Annotated in this window: 7 protein-coding genes and 1 pseudogene; 3 read left to right on the top strand and 5 right to left on the bottom strand. The window is 66.3% G+C overall.

Annotation, left to right across the window (positions count from 1 at the left end):
- From JOZ00_RS04460 to JOZ00_RS04450, 3 genes are all read left to right on the top strand, one after another.
- On the top strand, window positions 1-1,651 hold a 1,651-nt coding region (locus tag JOZ00_RS04460), incomplete at its 5' end, for a CoA transferase (protein ID WP_293340197.1).
- Complete coding sequence (locus JOZ00_RS04455) at window positions 1,648-2,412, top strand: SDR family NAD(P)-dependent oxidoreductase (RefSeq protein ID WP_293340194.1); 765 nt, start codon at window positions 1,648-1,650, stop codon at window positions 2,410-2,412. The genes JOZ00_RS04460 and JOZ00_RS04455, both read left to right, overlap by 4 nt.
- Before the next feature lie 3 nt (window positions 2,413-2,415).
- Entirely contained in the window at window positions 2,416-3,708 is a 1,293-nt protein-coding gene (locus JOZ00_RS04450) for a hypothetical protein (protein WP_293340191.1), read from the top strand.
- Here the strand turns inward: JOZ00_RS04450 and JOZ00_RS04445 are convergent.
- The 5 genes and pseudogenes from JOZ00_RS04445 to JOZ00_RS04425 all read right to left on the bottom strand — a co-directional run.
- Window positions 3,705-5,074 (bottom strand): annotated as a pseudogene (locus tag JOZ00_RS04445) (HNH endonuclease signature motif containing protein). The gene JOZ00_RS04450 and the pseudogene JOZ00_RS04445 sit on opposite strands and share 4 nt — an antisense overlap.
- 97 nt (window positions 5,075-5,171) lie before the next feature.
- Entirely contained in the window at window positions 5,172-5,900 is a 729-nt protein-coding gene (locus JOZ00_RS04440; RefSeq protein ID WP_293340188.1) for a sulfite exporter TauE/SafE family protein, read from the bottom strand.
- A gap of 173 nt (window positions 5,901-6,073) precedes the next feature.
- On the bottom strand, window positions 6,074-7,195 hold the full coding sequence (locus JOZ00_RS04435) for a M24 family metallopeptidase (RefSeq protein ID WP_293340185.1): 1,122 nt from the start codon (window positions 7,193-7,195) through the stop codon (window positions 6,074-6,076).
- A complete protein-coding gene (locus tag JOZ00_RS04430; RefSeq protein ID WP_293340182.1) occupies window positions 7,185-8,429 on the bottom strand; it encodes a Xaa-Pro peptidase family protein in 1,245 nt (414 codons plus the stop codon). The genes JOZ00_RS04435 and JOZ00_RS04430 overlap by 11 nt, the downstream gene beginning before the upstream one ends.
- Window positions 8,426-8,730: amidohydrolase family protein (locus tag JOZ00_RS04425; protein ID WP_293340179.1), on the bottom strand; the 305-nt coding region annotated here is incomplete at its 5' end. The genes JOZ00_RS04430 and JOZ00_RS04425, both read right to left, overlap by 4 nt.

Genomic DNA, 8,730 nt, shown 5'->3' with positions numbered 1-8,730 from the left:
CGCGTGCGGCGACGGATTCGTCTACCTGTACATGACCAACCGCGCGCACTGGCTGGGCGTCAGGGAACTCATGGGCCATCCGGACTGGTTCGACGATTTCGACGACGACTGGCTCGAGTTCTCGGTGACCGCGGAGAAGGTCGCGACATTCCAGCGGGAATTCGCCGCGTGGGTCCGGGATCTGGCCAAGGAGGCCGCCTCAGAGCAGGCCCAGCGCCTGGGCGTGCCGCTGGTGCCGGTCAACGGCGCAGCTGACCTGCGCCTGTCGCCGCAGTACGTCCACCGCCACTTCTTCGCCGATGTGCACCACCCCGTGCTCGGCGACGCGGCGTATCCCACCGTCCCCTATGCGCTGACCGAGACGCCCGCCAAAATCGTCTCCGCGGCACCGGCTCTTGGCCAACACACCGATCAGTTTCTGGACGGGCCGGATCATGCGCACACGCCGCCGGCGGTGAAATCCGCACAGCTCAAGGCGCCCCAGCGCCGCCGGGGCGGTCCGCTCGAAGGAGTCCGGGTCGTCGAGCTCACGAAGGTGTGGGCGGGCCCGTACGCGGGCAAGCTGCTGGCGCAGCTGGGCGCCGAAGTGATCAAGGTCGAGTCCGCGGCGCTGCCCGAAGAGATGCGCGCCTACGGCGGAACCGACATCAATCACGCGCCGTACTTCCTCAGCATCAACCCGGAGATCCTCAGCGTCGACCTCGACATCAAGGCGCCCGAGGGCATGGCGCGGCTACGGGAGCTGATCGCACACAGCGACGTCGTCCTCAACAACCTGCGGCCGGGGGCGATGGAGCGGCAGGGGTTGGGATATCGGGACCTCACGGCGATCAAGCCGGACATCATTTCGGTGTCGATCAAAATGTGGGGGAACGACGGCCCGCTCGGACATCAAACGGGTTATGCGCCTTGCTTTTCCGCGCTGGCCGGGATGGCTTCGCTGGTCGGCTATCGCGGCGGGCCCCCGCTCGGCGCCAGCATGCGCTATGGCGACTCCACCGTCGGCGCGGCCGCCGCCTACGCCGCCGTGGTGGCGTTGCTGCATCGCGAGCGGACCGGAGTCGGCCAGTTCGTCGACGTGTCCGCCGTGGAGACGCTTTCATCGATGGTCGGTGATCGCCTGCTGGAAGAGAGCCTTACCGGCAACCGGGTCGGGCCGGAGGGCAACGACCACCCTGACATGTGCCCACACGGCTGTTATCCCTGCACCGACGGCGGCTGGTTGACCGTGGCCGTCGGCACCGACGCCGAATGGCAAGGGCTGTGCGATGTGCTCGGCGCAAACGCATTGGTCACTGATCCCCGCTACGCCACGGCGGCCTACCGGCACGAGCATGTGGAGGCGCTCGATGCCGACTTGGCGCGGTTCACCCGCGAGCACGACGCCGAGGACATCGCGCAGCGGCTACGCGCGGCCGGCGTGCCGGCTGCCAAGAGCGCCACCTCGGTCGACCTGATAGGCGACCAACGGCTCTGGGACCGTGAGCTTTATCGCTTCGTCAGCGACCACCGCGAAGGGCAGCGGCCGATCCTCGGGCCGTCCTGGCGGCTGACCCGCAATCCGGTGGAGATCTCGCGGGGGGCTCCCGATCTCGGCGAGGACACCGACTACGTTCTGCACGAGATCCTGCGCACGGGAGGCGGAGCATGACGGCGACGTTGGCACACACGGCGGCACTGGTAACCGGCGCCAGCAGCGGAATCGGCGCGGCGACGGCCAAGGCGCTTGCCGCGCATGGCGCGGCAGTTGCACTCCTGGCCCGCCGGGCGGACCGGCTGACCAACCTAAAGGCCGACATCGAATCCGTCGGCGGCACAGCGCTCGTCGTGTCGGCCGACGTCACCGACGCCGCCGAGGTGGCAAGCGCCGTGGAACGCGCCGTCGAGGAGTTCGGCCGCCTCGACATCTTGGTCAACAACGCCGGTCAGATGCAGTCCGGACCTGCTGCCGAGGCCTCATTGCAGGACTGGGATGCCATGGTGTCGGTCAACATTCAGGGCGTCCTTTATGCCACCCGCGCGGCGCTGCCCCACCTGATCAACGGCGCGGCCGACGCGCCGCGCGGTGTCGCCGACCTTGTCACGGTCAGCTCCACCGCCGGCTGGGTGGCTCGTCCCGGAACCGCCGTCTATTCGCTGACCAAATTCGGCGTCAACGCCTTCAGCGAGGGCATCCGCCAGGAACTCATCGGCCAGCGGGTCCGGGTAGGTGTGGTGGGTCCGGGAACGGTCGACACAGAAATCTTCAGCCACCTGTCCGAGTCGTCACGCGAAGCGTTCGCACGCCAGACCGCGGACATGGTCAAGCTGCGGTCGGAGGACATCGCCGACGCGGTGCTGTTCATGGTGACGCGCGACCGCCGTGTGGCGGTCAATCACATGCTGGTGCGCGCGGCCGAACAAACCTGGTAAGTCGTGACGTCATACTGGGTCCTCGGCGAGCAGCATGGACTGGAGATTCCGGCCGACCCAGCCGCGTTGCGCAGCGGCGGGACGAACTTTCTCACCGATGCGTTCCGGGTGGCCGGCGCGTTGCGGGACAACAGTGTCACGAACATCGTCTCCCTCGACGAGGTGCCCGGTGGCAGCACGGGGCGCAAGATGGTGCTGGCTGTCGAATACGAAAGGCCCGCATCGGATCTGCCCACCGAGTTGTTCGTCAAGTTCTCCCGCGATCTGGAGAATCCGGTGCGTGATCGCGGAAAGACGCAGATGGAACCCGAAGTGCGGTTCGCCGCGCTGTCACGCGTACCGGGATTTCCGATCGGAGTGCCCACGGCGCTGTTCGGCGACTACCACCGCGAGACGGGCACCGGAATACTGATCACCGAACGAATCCTGTTCGACATGAACGGGATCGAGCGGCAGTATCACAAGTGCCTCGATTACGAGATGCCCGATCCGCTGGCGCACTACCGTGCGTTGCTGACCGCGCTGGGCCGCCTCGCCGGCACACACCGGGCCGGGCGGCTGCCCGCCGACCTGATCGCGCACTTCCCACTGGACGTACAGGCCGCGACGGTGGGGCAACGGACACCGTTTTCCGCCGACCAGCTCGATCGACGGCTCACCCAGCTGGTCGAGTTCATCAACAACAATCCCGGGCTGGTACCCGCGGGCATCGGCTCACCGGAGTTCCTGGCGCGCTTGCGCAACGAGGTGCCCCGATTGGTGCGCCACGAAGACACCATCGCGCGTCAACTGGCCGCCGACATGGACTACGTCGCGCTGTGCCACTGGAACGCCAACGTCGACAACGCATGGTTTTGGCGCGACACCGACGACCACCTGCACTGTGGCTTGATGGACTGGGGTTGCGTCAGCCAGATGAACCTGGGCATGGCCATCTGGGGAGCCATGTCCGCAGCCGAAACCCATTTGTGGACCGCCCATCTCGATGAGTTGCTGGGAGTTTTCGTCACAGAGTTTCAACGCTACGGTGGGCCGGCCCTGGACCCCGGCCGGTTGCGCCAGCATACGTTGCTCTACGCGGCGGCGATGGGGGTTGCGTGGCTGTTAGACGTACCCGCCCTGATCCGCAAGCGATTTGGCACGGCACCCGATAGTCGCACCGATCCACGCATCAAGGATGACGAGAGCGTGCGCGCGCCACTGCAGATGCTGTCGAATCTGCTGAGTCTATGGGCGCGATACCGCATAGGCGATTTACTCGACGCAGCCCTTGCCGAGGAAGCGCGCGGAGCCTAGGGTTCGTCGTCCAGCCCATCGCGGAGCAGCTTTTCGGGGTGGTGGAAGGTGTTCGTGCGGGGCCGGTCCCGGTCTAGGTGTGGTGGTGGGATCCATTCGGTGTCACCGTTTGCGCCCTTGCGGGTGGTCCAGCCGTCGGGTTTGAGCATCCGGTGTTGAGGTCCGCACGCGAACGTCAGGTCGTTGACGCCAGTGGTACCGCTCTTGGCCCAATCGGTGACGTGATGAACTTCGCAGTAGTAGCCCTTCACTGTGCAGCCGGGTGCGGTGCAGCCGCGATCCTTTGCGTATAACACGATTCGCTGTCCGGGCGAGGCCAGTCGTTTGGTGTGATAGAGCGCGAGGGCCTTACCCTTATCGAAGATCGCCAAGTAGTGGTGGGCGTGGCGCGCGAGACGGATCACATCACTCATCGGCACTGTGGTGCCGCCTCCGGTCATGCCCCTACCGGCGGCGGCTTCCAGGTCGGCCAGCGTGGTGGTGACGATGATCGAGGCGGGCAGTCCGTTGTGCTGCCCCAGATTTCCGGAAGCCAATAAGGCGCGCAGCGAGGTATTGAGCGCGTCGTGCTGGCGTTGGTTCACCGAACGGGTGTCGCTGTCGATGGCCTCCTGTGGAGGTGGCCCGTCCACGCACGGGGTGTCAACCTCGGGGTTGCACATACCGGGACTGGCCAGCTTGGCCAGTACGGCCTCCACGGTGGCTCGGGCCTCGGGGGTCAGCCATCCGTGCAGTTGTGACATGCCGTCGGCTTGCTGGTTTCCCAGTCTCAGGCCGCGCCGCCGCGCCCGATCGTCGTCGTTGAAGGTGCCGTCAGGGTTGATGCAGTCGGCGAGCGTGGCGGCCAGTTCGGCCAGTTGTTCGGGACGAAACCGACTGCCTTCCTTGGCCAACCGGGCTTCGACTTGCTCGTGGGTGGCTTGGTCTACCCAGCCGGGCAGTTGGTGATGGAAACGCCGTATCACGGCGATCTGCCCAACCCCAAGCTTGCCTTCGCGCTGTGCTGCGGCGGTGGCAGCCAGCACAGGTGGCAGGGGTTCGCCGGTTAGGCCTTGTCGCGGACCCAGGTCGGTGGCCTCTTTGATCCGCCGCGATGCATCGGAGCGGCTGATCACGTCGACTCGGCGATCGCGTGGGAAAGCTTGCCGCCCAGCTCCTCTGGGGTTGCCTGACGGGCCAGCGCATTGATCATCGGGTGCTCGATCGCCGGGATGCGCCGTCGCCACTTCTCGCTGCGCTCCAACAGATTCAACCATTCTGGGCTGGTCAAGGCCGCACAGTCCAACGCGGCCACGTTGGCTAAAGCCTTGTCCACAGCATCGTAGGCTGCCGTAATCGCGTCCCGATCAACAACTCCGCCAGCCATGACTCGAAACTAGCGAAGGCCACCGACAAAAATCCGCGAATGTGACGACTGAAACTAAAGTGGCGCAAGCGATTTGAATCCCTGTTGGCGTCAGCCATTAGCGCGCTCCCATGGCGATGAACATCCCCACTGCGGCGACGACCAGCACCAGGTCGATCAACAGGACATAAGCGTGGGGCTGCATGCGGCGCACGATCGTGCGGGTAAGGAAAGGCCCGAGCATCAGGGCCGTGCCGATCGCCAGGCCACGGATCAGCACGGGACCCGTTAGGGCACCGAACTTTCCGAAGGTCGCCATCTTGGCCGCATAGAGGAACAGGGAGCTGGCCGCTTCCGAGCCGAGGAAGGCCCCACCGCCCAACCCGTATCCCGTGAACACAGGAACGCTGAGGGGCCCGGTCGAAAGGATGAGCCCGGTCAAAAACCCGACGACGGCGCCCGCAACAGCAAGCTGCCACAGGCGCACCCGCCATTGCCGAATCGCCACGAACCGGCGCACGGGGATCATCACGAGGAAGAACGCGCCCAGCACACCATCCACGACGGTCTGCGGGATCGTGAGCAACGTATGCGCGCCCAGCACGGCCGCCGGCGCACCGGGGACGGCGTAGGCGAACACCGCCGGCCAGTGAATCTCCCGCCGCCAGGCGGCAACCCGGGCAACGTTGGCCAGCACGGCGGCGACCGCCATTACGGGCACCGCCACGCGGGGGCCGTAGACGAAGACCAGCACCGGTAACAGCACCAAGGATGATCCGGTGCCGACAAGGCTGCCGAGCGCACCGGCTGCCAGAGCGACGAGAAACAGAACGACGACCGCAAACATGAGGACCTTCTCGGCGGCGCGCGGCGCGCCGTCGGAGATCCTCCAGGCTTTTATCCGTTCAGATGACCGCATCCCATCCGGGGATACGGTGGCGTCGCTCGGACCAGTCACGCTAATGCGCCGGAACCCTAGACGCTGTCCCCGCGACCATAGCACGGAGCCCGGAAAGCGTTCTAGCCGAAGGACGGGCTGGTGGTCAGCACCCGTGGGCCACCGTCGGTGATGTGGACCGTGTCGCGGCGGAACACCGCCCCGACACCTTGCTGCCAGACGTATCCGGTGATCGCCAGCACCATCCCGGCGTCGAGGCGGTCGTATTCGCCCGCGGCGGAAAGTGATTCGGAGACGACCGGCGGATCGAAGCCCAGCCCGAGGCCGTGCGCGACCGGCATGGGTGGCAGCGGTTCACCGGCCGCCTCGTAGGCCGCGAGCAATTCACGAGTCTGTGCTCCGGGTCGGCAGGCGCCAAGCATCTTGTCGTACAGCGCATTCGAGCGTCCGAACAGCTCGTGGGTCGCGCCGTCGGTCGAATCTCCCGCCGGCCAGGTTCGACCCACCTCGGCGACGTAGCCGTCCGCGAGCGCACCCGCGGCCAGCGCAACGAGGTCACCGGACCGCACCTCGCCCGCCGCGCGCGCGCGACGGAACGGGTGCTCCCGCGAGGTCACCCATGCCGCGTCCTGGGTGGCCGGGGTGCTCACCCCTCCCGCGGCCATGGCCTCCAACACGGCCCCGGCCAACGCCTGCTCGGACGTTCCGACCCGTAAGTCCGCGACGGCGGCAGCCAGGCCACGTTCGGCGATGCGGAGGGCGGGATCCATCGTCGCGATCTCGTCCTGTGTTTTGATGCGCCGCGCATCGCGCATGGCCAGTTCGCCGTCGACGAATTCGGCGTTGGGAAACGCCTCGGGCAACAACGCCGCGAAAGTGGGTGTGATCGCGTCTGTTCCGACGCGTCGCGCGGTCGCCGCGCCGTCGACGTTCTTGAGCACCTCGATGAGGGTCATGGGGTTCCACGCCAGGCCGTACAGGTGGTCGTGGCCGATCTCCTCGGGGACACCCTCGTCGTCCGTGCTGTTGAGGTAGATGTCACCGCCGGCACGCACCACGACGCACATCGGGCCGAACGGTCGGGTGCCGGCTATCCACAACTGCGGGGCCCCGGTGACATACCGAATGTTCGCCTGCCGCCCGAGCACCAGGATGTCCAGGTCGTGTTCGGCCATCTGCGCCAGTGCCCGCTGCCGACGCCCCGTCCGCAGCCTCAGGGGGTCGGGCGAAATTTCAGTCGCCATAGGGGGAATAGGGGTAGTCGGTGATCGGCAGGTAGCCGTCTTCGGTGATCACGATGATTTCCTCACTGCGATATCCGCCCGTGCCGTCCTCCCACACGACGGGTTCGAGAACCAAGAGCATCCCGGGCGGGAAGACGAAGTTGTCATCGAATTCCTCCCCGAGATCCGTTCCGATCATGGGGGGTTCGGCGGGGTAGGTGCCGATGCCGTGGCCGAGATAGAAATGCGGCAGCCACGGTTTGCGGCCGCCGTTCGCGGCGATCGCCGCCCTCGCGAGATCCCCGGACGTCACACCCGCCTTGGTCACCGCGAGCACGGCGTCCAAAATGGCTCGCCACTGCCGGAATTGGTCCTGCTGCTTCCGTGTTGGCTGCTCGCCGACCAGCCAGGTGCGGCCGAAGTCCGAGCAATATCCGGCGTAGCCGAAGCTGATGTCGGTCCACAGCACGTCGCCCGCGGCCAGTTCACGTTCGGTGGGCAACAGCGGCAGCGCGAGATCGCCATGGGTTGTCCACACCCCGGCCTCCCGCGAGCTCGGCATCACCTGCCAGATGGCTTCGAGCATGTTGGTGGTGGCACCCAACTCGAATGCGCGACGTACCAACGTCGCCGAGAGATCGATCTGCCGCACGCCGGGCGCCAGGGCCTTCTGCACGTCCACCATAGCCTGCTCCGTGATCCGACAGGCCCGCCGCAGGCAGGAGATCTCGTCACGCGTTTTGACCAATTGGGCGGCCGCGATCACGATGGCCGCGTCCGACGGGGTGCCCGAGGGAAACAGCGTGGCCGCGCCGCGGCGCATCGCGCCGGTGAGCTCGTCCACCGCAACCGCGGCGCCGTGCGGAATCAGATCGGCCAGCGTGCGGGCGAAATCACGGACACCCTGGTCGAATTCGAGATAAACGGGGCCGTGCAGATGGTCGTCGGGCACCGGCGCTCCGGCGGAGGCCCCGCCCCGAAACGGCATGAACAGGTGCGGATGTTCGTCGTCGGCCAGCACCACCGCGACCGGCCGTTCGACGTGCGAAAGGCCGGCGTCGAGCAACGGCCAGGTGGCACCCGTCGCGTACCCGACATGACCGTTCATCAACAAGATCAGCGCATCGACGCCGTGTTCGGTCATCGCGGTCCGCAGTCGGGCGCCGATTTCGCGGCGCATGCGCTCCCAGTCCGGCTCGTCGGGAATGTCGGCCAGTGTCAGCGCCGTTCCGCGGACGGCAAGCGAGTCAGTCATTTTTCGATCCCCAAAAACTTCCGAATATTTCCGCTGACGACCCGGACGGCGTCCTCGGGGCCGACGGCGTCGACCACCGCGGCCAGCGACCTCTCCGAGTAGCCGTAAGTGCTTTCGTTGTGCGGATAATCAGACGACCACATCACCTTGTCAATACCGATGTCGTCGATCTGCCTGAGTCCGAGCGCATCGACCATGAACGAGGCGCACATATGCGTGTCCCAGTAGTAGCGGACATCGTGTTCGGGTTGATGCGCGAGCATGTGCCGGTAGGAGGCAAGCACATGCTCGGCGCCTTGCA

The sequence above is a fragment of the Mycobacterium sp. genome (assembly GCF_019243155.1).
In the GTDB taxonomy this organism is placed as follows: Bacteria; Actinomycetota; Actinomycetes; order Mycobacteriales; family Mycobacteriaceae; genus Mycobacterium.
Note: the sequence above shows the minus strand (reverse complement) of the source record. Positions and strands in the feature narration are given on the sequence as shown.

Bases quoted from the DNA above. Each gene is read 5' to 3' on its own strand.
- JOZ00_RS04455 (WP_293340194.1), top strand. From the start codon at position 1,648: ATGACGGCGACGTTGGCACACACGGCGGCACTGGTAACCGGCGCCAGC.
- JOZ00_RS04440 (WP_293340188.1), bottom strand. From the start codon at position 5,900: ATGTTTGCGGTCGTCGTTCTGTTTCTCGTCGCTCTGGCAGCCGGTGCG.
- JOZ00_RS04435 (WP_293340185.1), bottom strand. From the start codon at position 7,195: ATGGCGACTGAAATTTCGCCCGACCCCCTGAGGCTGCGGACGGGGCGT.
- JOZ00_RS04430 (WP_293340182.1), bottom strand. From the start codon at position 8,429: ATGACTGACTCGCTTGCCGTCCGCGGAACGGCGCTGACACTGGCCGAC.